This is a genomic window from Bacillus sp. OTU530, assembly GCF_038440375.1.
The window spans coordinates 38505-55655 of the sequence record NZ_JASATP010000006.1; the positions used below are offsets into that span (position 1 = coordinate 38505).

Here is a 17151-nt window from a genome sequence, read left to right on the forward strand (position 1 = left end):
GGTTTTATGATAAAGAAAATCAACAATGTTCCTTAACAGAGACTCATAAAAAAAGAGCTAACCTAATCCGTCTTCCTCAGACGATTATTAGATTAGCTCTTTTTATCAACCTTTCAGCTTAGAAAAGGCAATTTCTGCTGCCTGAATTGTTTGTTCAATATCCTCATCACTATGTGCAGTCGATAAGAATAATCCTTCAAACTGGGACGGAGGAAGGAAGACACCTTGCTCAATCATTTCACGGTAATACGCTGAGAAATACTCGAGATTCGATGTTTTGGCTGTTTCGTAATCAACAACTTTTTCATTTGTAAAGAAGAAGCCAACCATTGAGCCCACTCGGTTTATGCAATACGGGATATCATATGTTTCTGCCGCTGCCTGCAAACCGCGCTCGAGCAATTCCGCTTTTCGTTCAAACTCTCGGTAAGAGTCTGGCGTTAACTGGATCAACGTTTCGTAGCCTGCTGTCATCGCAAGCGGGTTCCCTGATAAGGTTCCTGCCTGATAAATCGGACCGCTTGGCGCAATGCGCTCCATAATGTCCGCTTTACCTCCGTATGCTCCGACCGGCAGACCACCCCCAATTACCTTTCCAAGACATGTAAGATCTGGCGTTACACCGAAATAGCCCTGACCGCAATGATAGCCAACGCGGAAGCCCGTCATGACCTCATCAAATATCAGCAACGCTCCATGATCCTTTGTGATACTGCGTAGTCCCTCTAAAAAGCCAGGAAGCGGCGGAACAACCCCCATGTTTCCTGCTACAGGCTCGACAATCACAGCTGCAATATCATCGCCATATTGCTTAAATGCCACGCGTAAGCTCTCCAAATCATTATATGGGACTGTAATTGTATTGCTAGCCACTCCCTCTGGTACACCAGGGCTGTCTGGCAACCCGAGCGTAGCTACACCAGATCCGGCTTTAATCAATAAGGAATCTCCATGACCATGATAGCAGCCTTCAAATTTTACGATTTTATTTCTGCCTGTATAGCCGCGCGCAAGACGCAACGCACTCATGGTCGCCTCTGTTCCGGAGTTTACCATCCTCACAATTTCCACAGAGGGAACACGCTCGATAACAAGCTTTGCAAGTTCATTTTCAATGGCAGTCGGCGCTCCAAAGCTTGTACCCTTTTCAGCAACGCACTTTAGCGCTTCTACCACTCTATCGTTTGCATGTCCATGAATAAGAGGTCCCCATGATAGCACGTAGTCAATATACTCATTTCCATCAAGATCATAGACCCTCGATCCTTTGCCGCTCTCCATAAAAATCGGATTCATACCGACCGATTTAAAGGCGCGCACTGGGCTGTTTACACCTCCGGGCATCAGACGTTTTGCCTCTTGAAAGGCTGCAATTGACTTATCAAAACTTCTCATTTGCTAACGTCTCCTTCCTTCAACCACTTTGCTGCATCCTTTGCAAAATATGTAAGAATTAAATCAGCTCCTGCACGCTTCATGCTAACAAGCTGCTCAAGTACAATTTCACGTTCATTAATCCACCCGTTTTGTGCAGCCGCTTTGACCATTGAATACTCACCGCTTACATTGTAAGCAACTATTGGCAAATTAAAGTTATTTTTCACATCGCGAATAATATCCAAATAAGAAAGGGCCGGCTTCACCATCAGGAAGTCTGCTCCCTCTAGCACATCTGATTCCGCCTCACGCAATGCTTCTAAACGGTTAGCCGGATCCATTTGGTACGCCTTTCGATCCCCGAACTTCGGTGAGCTATGAGCTGCATCGCGGAACGGACCATAGTGAGCGGAAGAAAACTTTACAGCATAAGACATAATCGGCACATGTGAAAATCCATTTTCATCAAGAGCATGGCGAATCGCCGCGACAAATCCATCCATCATATTGGATGGTGCGATAATATCAGCCCCTGCTTTCGCTTGGCTAACAGCTGTTTTAGCTAACAGCTCTAATGATTCGTCATTTACGATTACACCATTCTCAATGACGCCGCAATGACCGTGGCTTGTAAATTGACATAGGCACGTATCCGCAATGACAACAAGCTCTGGAAATTGCTCCTTCACCTGGGAAATTGCCTTTTGTACGATGCCATGGTCACAGTATGCAGAAGAACCCACCTCGTCCTTTTCATGTGGAATACCAAACACGATAATAGACTTGATGCCTAAATCTACAGCTTCCTGGATTTCCGCATTCAGAAGGTCTAACGACACCTGCTCCACACCTGGCATAGAAGCAACTTGATTACGCTTGTTTTCCCCTTCCACAACAAAAATCGGATAAATAAAATCTTCTGTATGCAAGTGCGTTTCTCTAACAAGCGCACGCATATTTGCTGTTTGCCGCAGGCGGCGGTGACGCTGAAATTGCAAATGCTTCATCGTTTTCCATCTCCCATTCATTTTCAGTTTCTCTTCCTATTGTATCCCGTTTGCAAAATGTTCCTCTAATCTTCGGAGTAAACCGTCAATCGTATATGTATCCGGGACGAGAACAGAAGGAAAATACGCTAGAGCCTCTCTCTCCGTAACTGGCCCTATACAAGCAATTGTACAACGTTTCGTCCATTCTCTCCAATTTGTTTCCTCAAGCAAAGCGGCAAAGTGGACAACAGTGGAGGGACTCGTGAAAGTCAAAACATCTGCTTGTTCAGAACGAAGCACCTCCATCAACAGCTCTTTAGCTGCTTCATTCCGTCTCGTTTCGTATACTACAATCTCATCAAGAAGAATGTGATTTGCCCGCAGTTCATTCGGAAGGATATCTCGCGCTAGATTCCCTTTTGGAAATAAAACACGCGCTCCCGGCTGAACAAATGAGAGAAACTCTCTTGCAAACACCTCAGCGACGAATTTCTCTGGCATAAAGTGGACCTGAAAACCATACGCTTCAAGCTCCTGTTTGGTTTTCTCCCCGACAGCCGCAAGCTTGACAGCAGACGGAATGTTGCCCATTCCGATTCCTTCCAGAAAAAAACGAACACCGTTTGTGCTTGTAAATATAATCCAATCGTATTCTTGCAAAGGTCTTGCCAGCTGCATGGCAGAAGGCTCAATCTGCAGCAGCGGTATTTCAATTGGAATGCCGCCGCGGCTGCGCACAGCCGCGGCCATTTCTTTCGCCTGTGTCTCCGCCCTCATAATTAGAACGGAGATATGGGAAAGAGGAGCAAGATGATTCATCCTACTCCTGCTCCTTTGATTGCTGCACTAACTTATCCGCGCCGCGGGCAATTAACAATCGAGCCACTTCTTCTCCTGCCTGCTGCGGATTTTGATTTGTTACTGTCTCTTTTAAAAGGACGGATCCATCCTTTGCACCAACAAGGGCTGTAAGCGTAAGCCCACTCTGTTCATTTATCGTCGCATATCCACCAATCGGAACTTGGCAGCCTCCCTCAAGCTTATGAAGAAACACACGTTCCGCTGCTACTGTACGTTCCGTTTCCTCATCGTTAAAAAGCTGCAATGCCTCCAATAATTCCTTGTCATCCGAGCGACATTCAATCGCAAGTGCCCCCTGCCCGACTGCTGGGATGCATGTAACGGGTTCCAGGTACTCAGTAATTACATCTTCAGCCCAGCCCATTCGCTTCAATCCTGCAGCAGCAAGCACGATTGCATCGTATTCTTCCTCCTGCAGCTTTTTAAGACGTGTATCGATATTACCGCGAATCCACTTTACCTGTAAGTCAGGGCGGGCAGCCAATAGCTGCGAGCTGCGTCGCAAGCTGCTTGTACCAACAACTGACCCAGCCGGCAGATTTGCAAATGAAACATGTTGTTTGGAAATGATAACATCACGAGGATCCTCTCTCTTTGGTACACAACCAATAGTTAATCCCTCTGGCAGCACAGCCGGCATATCCTTCATACTATGTACCGCCATGTCAATTTCCTGATCAAGCATCGCCTGCTCAATTTCCTTCACAAATAAGCCTTTGCCGCCTACCTTTGAGAGGGTAACATCTACAATAACGTCTCCCTTTGTAACAAATTCCTTTACCTCAAACTCAAATGGCAGACCGAGCTGCTTTAATTGTTCAATAACCCAATTTGTTTGTGTTAATGCAAGCTTGCTTCTTCTAGAACCTACAATAATTTTGCGCATACACTTTCTCTCCTACCGTTATGAGTACCAAAAATGAAATGATGACAAGCTGCTAAACAGAAAGATATTAATTAACATAATCAGAAAGGCACCAACATTCCAGTGCGCTACACTTCTTCCTTGCAGTTTATCAGATACCCTCAAATAAATGCCAATACAATATACGAACAATACGATAAATGACCCAATTACCTTCGGGTCATACCAATGGAAATGATCAAGTTTTGCGTACGCCCAAATACATCCTAACAAAAGGGCGAGAAAGAAAAAAGGAATAGAAAATAGGTTTAATATGTACGATAACGAGTCAAGCTTCGTTAAATTGCCAAGTCTCCGCAAACGAGCATTCCATTTTTTCTGCTTTAACAGCCGATATTGCAGTAAATACATCACCGAAAAAATAAAAGATACTGTAAATGTCGCATATGAAACGACAGCCATGCCGACATGAACATACAGCAGTTCTGAAACTAATTGATTTGCTAACACGGGGGGTGTTCTTCCCATCGGTGTAAAGATGGAGAATGCGCTCACACCAGCAGCGATAACATTTGTAAAAAATACGAGAAAATCAATACGCAATAGGCGATTTATCATCAAAGATAAAGAAATTAACAGCCAAACGTAAAAATAAATACCTGAAAACAATGTAAGCATCGGGTTTGCATTCGTTTCTATCGTCCGCATCACCATAAATACTGTATGCAACACCCAAACAATGGAAAGTAACCAAAAGGCGGTCCGATTTGCCTTTTGGTTACTTTGCAAATAATCTATGAAATACAAGCTCACGCTGCAAGCATACAAGATAATAGCAACGTGATAAATCATGCTCCCGCCGAGAATACTCATTCCTTTATCCTCTCCGGACTATACAAGATGCTGAGCGGACAACGCCCATTTCTGCTCTTGCTTAACCTGCTCTTGTCTGCTTTCCTGCTGCGGAAACGATGCTACATTGAAAATTTTCGCAAACAGTTCTAACTTTTCCTCTGCATCATGTTCAGCCGCTAGTTCTTTTGCAACTAGAATCGGATCCTTCAGCATCTGGTTAATAATGCTCTTTGTATGCTTGTTAATGACCTTGCGCTCTCGCTCTGTCAATGTGGGAATTTTACGCTCGATGCTTTGCATCGTCTCGCTTTGAATCGCGAGCGCTTTTTCACGAAGCGCAGAAATAAGCGGTACAACACCAAGTGTATTCATCCAAGTTTTGAAAATCACAATTTCCTCTTCAAGCATAAGCTGAATTTTTTCCGCTTCCTTCAGACGCTCCTCTTTATTTGCCTCTACAACACCCTGCAAGTCATCGATATCATATAAAAATGCGCTCTCCAGCTCGCTAATGGCTGGATCTAAGTCACGTGGAACAGCAATATCCACCATGAAAATCGGACGGCCACGTCTTGTTTTTTCCACCTTTGCCATCATGTCCTTCGTAACAACATAATGCGCTGCTCCTGTTGAGCTAATTAAAATATCTGCTTTCTCTAATACACGCTGCAGGTCCGTTAATGGCATTGCCTGTCCCGCGTACTTTCTAGCCATCAATTCTGCCTTCTCAAACGTACGGTTCATTACTGTTACTCTGCCGACGCCGCTTCCGTACAAGTTTTGCAGAGCAAGCTCTCCCATTTTACCTGCTCCAAGAATCAGAACATGGCACTCTCGTAAATCCCCAAAGATTTTTTTTGCGAGCTCTACCGCTGCGTAGCTAACAGAAACAGCATTGCTGCCAATCGTTGTCTCTGAGTGTGCACGCTTGGCAGTAGTAACTGCTTGCTTAAACAATTCATTGAAAATTGTACCCGTCGTTTTCATATTCTGCGCCTGTAAAAAACTTGAGCGAACCTGCCCAAGAATTTGTGTTTCTCCAACTACCATCGAATCCAGTCCACAGGACACGCGGAACAAATGCTCAATTGCACTATCTTCCTCACGAATAAACAAATAAGGAGAAACTTCCTCAAGCGGAAGACCAAACCAATCAGATAAAAATTTCTTTACATAATAACGCCCTGTGTGAAGTTGATCAACAATTGCATAAATTTCCGTACGATTACAGGTTGATACAATCACATTCTCTAGTATACTCTTTTGCTGCTGTAGTTGAGTCATCGCCTTTTCCAGGTCTGAATCTTGAAACGACAGCTTTTCACGAATTTCTACAGGCGCCGTACGATAATTTACACCAACAGTAAGAACGTGCATGATTTGTCCCCCCTTTTCATCTGATTTTTCATCTATTTCCTATCATAATACAACTTGACCTGTTCAAACCTGACAAATATGTGAACATTATTTATTTCAGATCACAATTACACATTTCCGCAAAGCGTAACAAAATAAAATCATTCTATCTTGTACGTTATCAAAAAATGCCGGCATAATCAAGCAATGGAAACGATTCTACAGAAAAGAGAGCTGCTCCAAATAATGCTTGTCTAGCATACAAATATTTTTTCAACCTCACCCTTTTTATTCCACTTTAAGAAAGCTGAAATTAAAGAAAACTCGCCGACTGGCAAGCCCTGCTCTTGGGCGAAGACAGAGGCATAGTTGCACTTATACTTTGTTCCTAAAATTTCTCACGACGTCGAATGGTCTTCCTGCTAGAAATTTATACTTTCTTAAAGTGTAAAGAAAACTCGCCGACTGGCGAGCCCTGCCCCTGGGCAAAGACAGAGGTGTAGCCCTACTTATACTGTATTCCTAAAATTTCCGACTACGTCGAATTCACTTTCAGCTGGAAATTTATACTTTTCTACAGCGTGAAAAAACGTGTGATGAATCCATCACACGTTCTCCTCTTCGCGTTCATGTATATGTGTAAATGTATGAATTGCTTTCCAAGCTTCCTCTTTACCAAGCCCTGTTTCGGAAGAAAATAACACAACAATATCTCCCTTTTCAATGTCCAGCGTCTCCTTGACAACCTTCAAATGCTTTTGCCATTTTCCCTTTGGGATTTTATCAGCCTTCGTTGCGATCACAATAACAGGAATCTCATAATGCTTTAAGAAGTCATACATCATAACATCGTCATTTGTAGGGGGATGACGTAAATCCACAATCTGAACAACTGCCTTAAGCTGCTCACGTCCGGTAAAATACGTTTCAATCATTTTACCCCACGTCTCTTTTTCTGACTTTGATACCTTGGCATAACCGTAACCAGGCACGTCTACAAAATACATGACATCGTTAATAATATAAAAATTCAATGTTTGTGTTTTTCCAGGCTTAGAAGAAATACGGGCTAGGCTTTTTCGGTTAATCATCCTGTTAATAAAGGACGATTTTCCGACATTAGAGCGCCCTGCCAAAGCAATTTCCGGAAGATCACCTTCTGGATATTGCGCGGGCTTCACAGCGCTGATGACAATTTCTGATTTCGTTACTTTCATTGCTTCACTCCTACTAACGCATGCTTTAGCACCTCATCAAGATGTGATACCGGCACAAAGGTTAGGTTTTCCTTTACACTCTCTGGAATATCATCGAGATCCTTTTCATTGTCTGCCGGGATAATCACCTTTTTCAGTCCAGCACGGTGCGCACTAAGTGATTTTTCCTTTAGACCGCCAATCGGTAATACACGTCCGCGCAGAGTAATTTCTCCTGTCATGCCAACCTCTCTGCTAACAGGCCTGCCTGTGAGGGCTGAGATAAGTGCCGTTGCCATCGTAATCCCGGCAGACGGTCCATCCTTTGGCACGGCTCCTTCTGGTACATGGATGTGAATATCATTTTTCTCATGGAAATCAGGGTCGATATGCAGCTCAGCCGCACGGGAACGAATATAGCTGAATGCCGCCTGTGCTGATTCCTTCATAACATCGCCAAGCTTTCCTGTCAAAATTAACTTTCCTTTTCCAGGATATAGCGACACTTCAATTGCAAGCGTATCTCCGCCCGCTGCCGTGTAAGCAAGACCAGTTGCTACACCAACCTGATCCTGATGCTCTGCTTCTCCATAGCGGAATCTCTTTTTGCCAAGAAACTCTACCACACTCTTCTCTGTTACAACAATGCGCTTTCTATCTTCCGTAACAAGAATTTTAGCTGCTTTGCGACACACTGTTGCGAGCTGACGTTCAAGTGTCCGAACACCGGCCTCACGTGTGTAATAACGAATAATATCTAATAGGGCATCTTCTCGAACCTGCAGTTTTCCTTTACTAAGGCCATGCTCCTGCACCTGCTTTGGAAGCAAGTGGTCGCTTGCGATATGCACTTTCTCTAGTTCCGTATATCCGGCAATCGAGATAACCTCCATCCGATCCAACAGCGGGCCTGGAATGCTAGAGAGCGTATTAGCGGTAGCAATAAACATCACCTTCGATAAGTTGTACGGCTCTTCAATGTAATGATCGCTAAAATTATGATTTTGTTCCGGGTCCAACACCTCCAGCAAGGCTGCAGACGGATCTCCTCGGAAATCACTTGACATTTTGTCGATCTCATCTAATAGAAACACTGGATTAATCGTTTTCGCTTTCTTCATCCCTTGAATAATGCGGCCAGGCATTGCTCCAACGTACGTTCTTCGGTGACCTCGAATCTCTGATTCGTCACGCACACCGCCTAGGGAAATACGAACAAAATTACGGTTTAATGATCTTGCAATCGAACGGGCAAGCGATGTTTTCCCGACGCCTGGAGGACCAACAAGACAGAGAATAGGTCCCTTTAAGGAGCGGGTGAGCTGTTGTACGGCAAGATACTCTAGTACACGCTCTTTTACCTTCTCGAGTCCAAAGTGATCTTCATCCAAAATTCCTTCAGCACGCTCAATGTCCAAAATGTCTTCTGTTGCTTCCGTCCAAGGAAGCGACAACAACCAATCAATATAATTACGAATAACTCCGCTCTCAGCAGAGCTAGCTGGCAGCTTTTCGTAACGATCCAGCTCGCGAAGCGCCGCTTGCTTTGTCTCGTTTGGCATGCCGGAGTTCTCAATTTTATCCCGCAGCTCTTCTACTTCCCCGCCTTTTCCTTCCTTGTCGCCAAGCTCCTTTTGGATTGCCTTCATCTGTTCACGAAGAAAATACTCTCTTTGTGTTCGTTCCATTGAACGCTTTACACGCTGCCCAATCTTCTTTTCAAGATTTAACAGCTCCTGCTCGTCTTGAATGAGAGCAATAAGCGTCTGCAGCCGTTCTTTAATATTAGTAATAGCCAATATTTCCTGCTTTTCCTTTGTTTTCAACGGCAGATGAGAGGAAATTAAATCAGCTAAACGTCCAGGCTCATCTATATCTGCAACAGTCGCAAATACCTCGTTGGAGATTTTCTTAGATAACTTGATGTATTCGTCAAATTGTTCAAGCAATGAACGCATCAATGCTTTCTCCTCTAAGTCTCCTGCTTCCTCATCCTCTAAGATGCGAACAGCAGCATTCGTAACATCTTCTTCCTCCAAAAGTTCCTGTATTTCTGCCCTATGTAAACCTTCTACAAGCACACGTACCGTATTATTCGGCAGCTTTAGCATTTGCTTCACCTTTGCCAGCGTACCGATCGGATACAAATCATCTTTATGCGGCTCGTCAATATTTACATCTTTTTGCATCACTAAAAACACAATATTGTCGTCTATCGCTGCATTTTCGAGCGCTTGTATCGATTTTTCTCGTCCTACATCAAGATGTAGAACCATCGTTGGATACACAAGAATGCCTCTCAATGGCAGGAGGGGAATAACCCTTTCGTTATCCTTCATGTTGTAATAGCACCTCCGATTTATAAATTCCCTGTTCAATTATTGTATATTACAACAGAACTGTTATGCAATTTCTGAGACATAAGAAAAGCAGATACGGTTTATTTTGCTGCGGGAGCCAAACAAACCGTGGACAAAGACAGGGGTGTAGTTGCCCTTATACTTTATTCCTAAAATTTCTCGCTACGTCGAATGATCTCCCAGCTAGAAATTTATACTTTCTTAAAGTGTTAAAAAGGACGAAAAACGAAAAATGGACTTCGCTTCAGCAGCAAGGCCTAAACGAAGTCAAACACAAGTAACCAGCTGGGCAGCCGATTGCTGTTTCTTAAAGCTAGCCCTGCCCTTGGGCGAAGACAAAGGCGTAGCTGCACTTACACTATATTCCTAAAATTTCTGACTACATCGAATAACTTCTAGCTAGAAATTTATACGTTTCTACAGCGTAAAGAAAACTCGTCGATTGGCGAGACCTGCCCAATTATATAGATTGAATATCCCCCTCATTAAAGGAAGACTGAATAGCTTCGATACTAGTACGCGTAGAGGAAGGAGCAGAAACAATCGCTCGTGCCAGTACCTCCTTCATATGCCGAACGGGTACAATTTCAATACCTTTAATGGAATATAAGATTGGCTGCATATTTTCTGCAGGAATGAGAACCATTTTGGCTCCTGCTTTTTTTGCCGCTTTAATCTTCGCATACACACCGCCTACCGGCTTTACTTCTCCATGAATGCTTATTTCACCAGTCATTGCAATTTCATTTTTCACATATACGCCGTGTACCGCAGAGTATACACCAACCGCCATTGCAATACCCGCAGATGGACCATCTACCGGTACTCCTCCTGGAAAGTTAATATGTACATCATACCCTTGCGGAAGTAATTCAAGTGAGCGAAGAACTGTCGTGACATTGTCAACAGACCCTTTGGCCATACTTTTACGACGAATCGACTTTGTCTGGCTTCCGATACTTTCCTCTTCTACAATTCCTGTAATCATAAGCGACCCTTTTCCATCCGTCGGTATCGCTGTTACTTCAATTTCTAAAAGAGCTCCCATGTTCGGACCATATACGGCCAAGCCGTTTACCAGACCGATTCTCGGAATTGGATAAATACGTTTTTCATGCTTTGGTGTAAGCTGGCTAGAGTGGATAACCCACTCAATATCTTCATCCTGAATATACGAACGATTTTCATTAATCGCCATCCCAGCTGCAATTTGCACAAGATTAATGGCTTCACGACCGTTTCGGGCATATTGCCCAATCATAGTCAGCCCTTTCCGCCCGATTTCTAGATTTACTTTAGATGCCGCATTTAAAGCAACCGCTTCAACCTCTTCCGTATCAAGCTCCCGGAAAAAAACTTCCAGACAGCGGGAACGAATTGCCGGAGGGATTTCCTCTGGTGATCTAGTTGTTGCGCCGACGAGACGAAAATCAGCTGGTAAACCATTTTGAAAAATGTCGTGAATATATGTAGGAATCATTGTGTTTTCTTCGCTATAATATGCACTTTCTAAAAAGACCTTTCGATCCTCAAGCACCTTAAGCATTTTGTTCATTTGAACCGGATGCAGTTCCCCAATTTCATCAATAAAGAGGATACCGCCGTGTGCATCAGTTACTGCTCCCTTTTTCGGCTGCGGAATTCCGGCCTGCCCCATCGCTCCGGCTCCCTGATAAATCGGGTCATGCACTGAACCAATCAGGGGATCTGCAATTCCTCTTTCATCAAAACGTGCTGTTGTTGCATCAAGCTCAACGAAGACAGATGCTGCACGAAATGGAGATTTCGCATTTTTTTTCGCTTCCTCTAGCACAAGCCTAGCAGCAGCTGTTTTGCCGACTCCCGGAGGGCCGTATATAATGACGTGCTGCGGATTTGGTCCGCACAGCGCTGCTTTTAGCGCTTTAATGCCATCCTCTTGACCAATAATATCAGCAAACGAAGATGGCCTCACTCGTTCAGCAAGCGGCTCTGTCAAGGAAACCATCCTCATTTTTCGGAGCTGCTCCATCTCTTTTCGTGACTCTTTATCAATTGAAACCTTTTGCGTGCGCTGACTTCTAAGCAAATGCCAAAAGTAGAGACCAACAATTACACCAAGCGCCAACTGAATGAGCAAAATGATGTTCGTCCAGCTCATCACAATCCCTCCCAAACCCTACTATTTTCTTCTAGTATCTCCGAGTAAGGTGTAGGATAAACATAAGAAGAAACAGCAATTGTGGACAATTGCTGTTTCTCTCTATACATTACGCTGATGTTTTTGTGCCTTGCTCTAATATCGTACCGTCATGAAGCACAAGCTTTGGCGGTGCTCCATCAGCAACGGTTTCTTGTGAAATAATGCATTTCTCAATATCATCGCGGGATGGAAGTTCAAACATCACATCAAGCATAATGCCTTCAATGATGGAACGTAATCCACGTGCACCCGTTTTGCGCTCAATCGCCTTTTTAGCAATTTCAAGCAGCGCTCCTTCTTCAAACTCTAATTCAACATCATCGAGTTCTAGAAGCTTTTGATATTGCTTCACAAGCGCATTCTTCGGCTTTGTCAAAATTTCAACAAGTGCATCCTCATCCAATTGCTCCAAGTTTGCAATTACTGGAAGACGGCCGATGAATTCAGGAATCAAACCAAACTTCAACAAATCCTCTGGAAGCACATGTGATAGAACTTTTTCGTCATCTACATGTTTCTTTGCCGTACCTGTCTCAAAGCCAATAACCTTTTTGCCTAGGCGGCGCTTAATGATTTGTTCGATGCCATCAAATGCTCCACCGCAAATAAAGAGAATATTTGTTGTATCAATTTGAATAAACTCCTGATGCGGATGCTTGCGGCCTCCTTGTGGCGGAACGCTGGCAACCGTACCTTCTAAAATTTTCAAAAGTGCCTGCTGCACACCTTCTCCTGACACATCGCGTGTAATTGAAGGATTTTCAGACTTACGCGCTACTTTATCAATTTCGTCTATGTAGATAATCCCTTTTTCTGCTTTCTCTACATCGTAATCAGCTGCCTGAATCAGCTTTAACAAAATATTTTCTACATCTTCTCCGACATACCCGGCTTCTGTTAAAGAAGTCGCATCGGCAATTGCAAACGGAACGTTCAAAATACGTGCCAAGGTTTGTGCCAATAACGTTTTACCGCTTCCTGTCGGTCCAATTAGGGCGATATTGCTTTTCGACAATTCAACATCATCAATCTTGCTGTTAGAGTTAATACGTTTATAGTGGTTGTATACTGCAACTGCCAAAGCTTTTTTTGCCTTATTTTGTCCGATTACATATTCAGCCAAAATCTCGCGGATCTCTGCTGGTTTTGGAACATCCTTGAATTCTACTTCATCGTCCTTAGATAACTCCTCTTGAACGATTTCAGTACAAAGTTCAATACACTCATCGCAAATATAAACTCCTGGTCCTGCTACAAGCTTACGCACTTGCGTTTGCGTTTTACCGCAAAAAGAACATTTTAATTGCCCTTTTTCATCATTAAATTTAAACATACCTTCACACCCCTTAAAAAGTGCTAGAAACAGTACCCACTATATGTAGAATGAAATTACTACCGTATGTAAATACATATTATGTCACTATGTGCTTAGAAATACAAATTATATGGTTTCATATGTACAGGGCAAATTTTTTACAACCTTTAAAAAATATATATTCTGTGTCACTTAAGCGTTTTCCTGCAATCCAAGAAAAATGGTTATAAAGAAAACTCGCTGTTTGCGAGCCCTGTCCCTGGGCGAAAACAGAGGCGTAGTTGTACTTACACTGTACTCCTAAAATTTCCAACCACATCAAATTTGCTTTCAGCTGGAAATTTATACTTTCTTACAGTGTAAAGAAAACCCGCTGATTAGCGAGCCGCTAGGCGAAGACAGAAGCGTAATTGCATTTACACTGTATTCCTAAAATTTCCGACTACACCGAATTGGCTTTCGGCTGGAAATTTATACTTTCTTACAGTGTAAAGAAAAGCAGCCACAGTCCAGTTTGCTCCTGCAGTAAACTATTCCCCTCTATCAGAAAAGCTTTTCGATCCTTATATGTATGGCGAGTCTTATATCACTGATCGAAACAAAGTTCTCTTCTCAAAAAAGGCTTTCCTTATAAAACAGGGCACGATCAAACATCGCGCCCTGTTTATATATAATTTACGCAGTAACTTTGCTGCTTTCCACTAGGAAATCAACTGCCTTGCGAATTTTCAAGTCTTCTTTTAGTCCTTCAAGACTTCCAAGAGCTTGTGTTACAGCCTCAGCTGTCATGTTGTACATTTCAGCCATTTTTTGTACTTCTTCATTTACAGCTTCGTCTGCTGCTTCGATACCCTCTGCCTCAATAATCGTTTCAAGCACAAGGTTTGTTTTTACGCGAGATTGCGCATCTTCTTGCATTTGCCCTTTCAGAGCAGCCTCGTCTGTACCTGTGAATTGGTAGTACAATTCTAGGTTCATGCCTTGATATTGAAGGCGTTGCTCGAATTCACGAAGCATGCGGCCTAGTTCTGTTTCAATCATCGCTGCTGGAATTTCAACTTCTGCATTTGCAACAGCTTTAGCTACCGCATCGTCACGAAGTTTGTTTTCCGCATCGCGTTTTTTGCTTTCTTCTAGGTCAGCACGAAGCTTCGCTTTTAATTCATCAAGCGTTTCAACTTCCTCGTTTACGTCTTTCGCGAACTCATCGTCTAAAGCAGGAAGCTCTTGTGCTTTAATTTCGTGTACTTTTACTTTGAATACAGCAGGCTTGCCAGCTAAATCAGCAGCATGGTATTCTTCAGGGAACGCTACTTCTACATCCTTCTCTTCGCCTGTTTTTAAGCCAACTAATTGCTCTTCAAAGCCTGGGATGAATGTACCGGAACCGATTGTAAGAGAATAGTTCTCGCCTTTTCCACCCTCGAATGCTGCACCGTCAACAAAGCCTTCGAAATCAATTACAGCTGTATCGCCGTTTTCAACTGCGCCGTCTTCTTTCACAACAAGCTCAGCTTGCTTCTCTTGCAGCTTTGTCAATTCGTTTGCTACATCTTCATCTGTTACAGTTTCGTCTTCTTTTGTAAGCTCTAAGCCTTTGTATTCGCCCAATTTCACTTCAGGCTTTACTGTTACCTTCGCAGTAAAGATTAGATTTTTTCCCTTTTCTAATTGCTCGACGTCAATTTCAGGGTGCGCAACAGGGAAGATTCCTGTCTCATCCACTGCACTTGAATATGCTTGTGGTAAAATAATGTCTAACGCATCTTGATATAAAGACTCTACGCCAAAGCGTTGCTCGAACAATGGACGAGGCATTTTCCCTTTACGGAAACCAGGTACATTAATTGTTTTTACAACCTTCTTGAATGCTGCATCTAACGCTTGGTTTACTTCTGCAACGTCAACCTCTACTGTTAGTACGCCAACGCTACCTTCTAATTTTTCCCACTTTGCAACCATTTATTCTTTCCCTCCAACAACGATATTAATAAACTATTATGACTCGGTATGTATGTCCGAGAACAATACGAAACTGAGTAAAGTGCTGTTGCTTTACTTGCTTCACGAAAAAGGCAGGAATCTGCCTCCTGCAACCATTACATTATAACATAGAATATTATCGTTTCAACATCACCGTACGTTCTTTTTCTTTACACTGTAAGAAAGTATAAATTTCCAACTGGAAGTCATGCGACGTAGTTGGGAATTTTAAGAATACAGTGTAAGTACAAATATGCCCCTATCTCCGCCAATCGGCGAGTTTTCTTTACAGCGGCAGCAGCCCTTCCTGCTCAATCTTCAAAAGCTGTGAACAAGCTTCTTCCATGTCAGCTTGGGAGATGCCGTAACGGGAAACAATTTGTTCATCAATCGGTGACAGCATAAAACGCTCACTTCCAATTTTCTCAAGAACAGCTGCCCAAACTCGAACATCAAGAGGAAGAAGAGAAAATGGAAAAACAAGGAACATGATTTCATACCAATACTCCGCTAAGGCCTGGATCATCGTGGGGTTTTGTCCGCCTGTTCCTCTCTCCGCCTCAAGCAGTACACCGGTAACAAAAGTATCTTCCTTTATATCGGGAAGTTCACAAGGAACAACAGACATGGTTCTGCCAAACTTCGTCACGGAAACCTCATCACGAACACCGCTTTCCATCAAGAGCTGCAACAAAACGGACTTTACATACGGATGATTTGTTTCATCCTCAAGAAAGCGTGCAACGAATGGACCGGCTGGCATAGAACCGCGCTGCCTCAAACTATATAGAGCTTGCAGCTGCTTAGCTACATCACGTGTCCCTAACGCTGTCTCTACCTCTTCCTCCTCAGGTGATTTCGGAATCTCACTTTCTAATCCTTCCATTTTTTCGGCAAACGAAAGCAACGGATATAGCTTTTCTCTTTGTTCATTAGAAAGCTCACGATCTGCTAAAGCAAAATGAACTACTTCTGCAACCGCTTGATAGTCATGCTGCTGCAGCAAAACGGAAAGATACATCTCGAGCACCTCAAAAAATAGTCTGTCACTCCTCTTTAATAGCGCTCCGCACCGCTTTCTCGCTTCCTTTAAATCATGAAGCTCTATTAGACAGACAACTGCAGCAAACTCTGACTCCTCATCCTCAAACCCATATTCACCTAACTGGTTAAAACAGTCTAGCGCCTCAGAAAATTGTTTGTTATGTAAAGAATCAAAACCTTTTTCCCGCAAACGGTCACTCAGGTTCGGAAACATAATGACCGTTTTCTCTTTTTCCTCCATACCTTCGCCTCTTTTTAAGGTTTTCTACACTTAAAGGTACTATAGCAGAAGAAGGTTTGAAACACAATATATGGCATATTTCGCATAGAAATTTATGGTTTCTTCCTTGTAATGATGGTTCTATCTAAACTATGCGTAAAGCCTTGTAGCTTGTATCCCACAAGGCCCGCAAGCAACAAGACTTCTTATTTATCTGCTATCTCAAATACTCAACTCAACGCCTAGCCTTTCCTGTATGAAATCCACTCTCCGCCGAAAGATAGCCATTACAATTGATTTCTTCCAACACCTTTTATGCCACATCACTTTAAAGAAAACTCGCCGATTGGCGAGCCCTGCCTTTGGGCAAAGCCAGAGGCGTAGCCCTACTTATACTGTATTCCTAAAATTTCTCACTACGTCGAATTGGCTTCTAGCTAGAAATTTATACTTTTTTAAAGTGTAAAAAAACCCCGAATGTAGATTCTTATACTATCGCTTTTCTAATATCTTTGCAATTTATAGGAATAAAAACAATTATCTTTCCT

Annotated in this window: 12 protein-coding genes; all 12 read right to left on the reverse strand. The window is 43.1% G+C overall.

What is annotated here, in order from left to right; translation table 11 throughout:
* Positions 1-105: 105 nt before the first annotated feature.
* A complete protein-coding gene (hemL, locus tag AAHB12_RS06025; RefSeq protein WP_342044646.1) occupies positions 106-1395 on the reverse strand; it encodes a glutamate-1-semialdehyde 2,1-aminomutase in 1290 nt (429 codons plus the stop codon).
* On the reverse strand, positions 1392-2384 hold the full coding sequence (gene hemB, locus AAHB12_RS06030; protein ID WP_342044728.1) for a porphobilinogen synthase: 993 nt from the start codon (positions 2382-2384) through the stop codon (positions 1392-1394). The genes hemL and hemB overlap by 4 nt, the downstream gene beginning before the upstream one ends.
* Before the next feature lie 36 nt (positions 2385-2420).
* Entirely contained in the window at positions 2421-3185 is a 765-nt protein-coding gene (locus AAHB12_RS06035) for a uroporphyrinogen-III synthase (RefSeq protein ID WP_342044648.1), read from the reverse strand.
* Position 3186: 1 nt separating this feature from the next.
* Entirely contained in the window at positions 3187-4113 is a 927-nt protein-coding gene (gene hemC / locus AAHB12_RS06040) for a hydroxymethylbilane synthase (RefSeq protein WP_129727727.1), read from the reverse strand.
* Between the two features lie 18 nt (positions 4114-4131).
* Positions 4132-4965, reverse strand: a complete 834-nt coding sequence (locus tag AAHB12_RS06045) for a cytochrome C assembly family protein (protein WP_342044651.1) — start codon at positions 4963-4965, stop codon at positions 4132-4134.
* A gap of 18 nt (positions 4966-4983) precedes the next feature.
* Positions 4984-6324 carry a glutamyl-tRNA reductase gene (gene hemA, locus AAHB12_RS06050; RefSeq protein ID WP_129727729.1) on the reverse strand — a complete coding sequence of 447 codons (1341 nt, stop codon included), beginning with the start codon at positions 6322-6324 and terminating at the stop codon, positions 4984-4986.
* 584 nt (positions 6325-6908) lie between these two features.
* Positions 6909-7520, reverse strand: a complete 612-nt coding sequence (gene yihA, locus AAHB12_RS06055) for a ribosome biogenesis GTP-binding protein YihA/YsxC (protein WP_129727730.1) — start codon at positions 7518-7520, stop codon at positions 6909-6911.
* Positions 7517-9838: an endopeptidase La gene (gene lon / locus AAHB12_RS06060; protein ID WP_129727731.1), complete on the reverse strand. Its 2322-nt coding sequence runs from the start codon at positions 9836-9838 to the stop codon at positions 7517-7519. The genes yihA and lon overlap by 4 nt, the downstream gene beginning before the upstream one ends.
* A 481-nt stretch (positions 9839-10319) precedes the next feature.
* Positions 10320-11999: an ATP-dependent protease LonB gene (gene lonB, locus AAHB12_RS06065; protein ID WP_129727732.1), complete on the reverse strand. Its 1680-nt coding sequence runs from the start codon at positions 11997-11999 to the stop codon at positions 10320-10322.
* 109 nt (positions 12000-12108) lie between these two features.
* Positions 12109-13374, reverse strand: a complete 1266-nt coding sequence (gene clpX / locus AAHB12_RS06070) for an ATP-dependent protease ATP-binding subunit ClpX (RefSeq protein WP_129727733.1) — start codon at positions 13372-13374, stop codon at positions 12109-12111.
* 657 nt (positions 13375-14031) lie between these two features.
* Positions 14032-15318: a trigger factor gene (tig, locus tag AAHB12_RS06075; RefSeq protein WP_129727734.1), complete on the reverse strand. Its 1287-nt coding sequence runs from the start codon at positions 15316-15318 to the stop codon at positions 14032-14034.
* A gap of 307 nt (positions 15319-15625) precedes the next feature.
* On the reverse strand, positions 15626-16624 hold the full coding sequence (locus AAHB12_RS06080) for a hypothetical protein (RefSeq protein ID WP_342044654.1): 999 nt from the start codon (positions 16622-16624) through the stop codon (positions 15626-15628).
* Between the last annotated feature and the right edge of the window lie 527 nt (positions 16625-17151).